The sequence below is a fragment of the Sphingomonas sp. 10B4 genome (assembly GCF_035019905.1).
In the GTDB taxonomy this organism is placed as follows: domain Bacteria; phylum Pseudomonadota; class Alphaproteobacteria; order Sphingomonadales; family Sphingomonadaceae; genus Sphingomonas; species Sphingomonas glacialis.
The window spans coordinates 1-256 of the sequence record NZ_JASJVC010000421.1; the positions used below are offsets into that span (position 1 = coordinate 1).

The following is a 256-nucleotide window of genomic DNA, read 5'->3' on the forward strand; positions in this document are numbered from 1 at the left end:
GTCTCGGGCAGCGCTACGCGCGCCATTATACGAACTGACAGACCCGCGACAGCACACTAGAAACAGACAAGGAATACCTATGAAAATCATCATTCTCGGCGCCGGCGTTATCGGCACAGCCTCCGCCTATTTTCTCGCCAAAGCCGGCCACGAAGTCACGGTGATCGAACGTCAGCCGGCCGCCGCGCTGGAAACCAGTTACGCCAATGCCGGCGAAGTCTCGCCTGGTTATTCGGCCCCTTGGGCTGGCCCCGGT

General features: G+C 60.2%; 1 protein-coding gene. It reads left to right on the forward strand.

Annotated features, from left to right (window positions below; translation table 11 throughout):
• Window positions 1–73: 73 nt before the first annotated feature.
• Window positions 74–256: FAD-dependent oxidoreductase (locus QN347_RS20350; protein ID WP_323494482.1), on the forward strand; the 183-nt coding region annotated here is incomplete at its 3' end.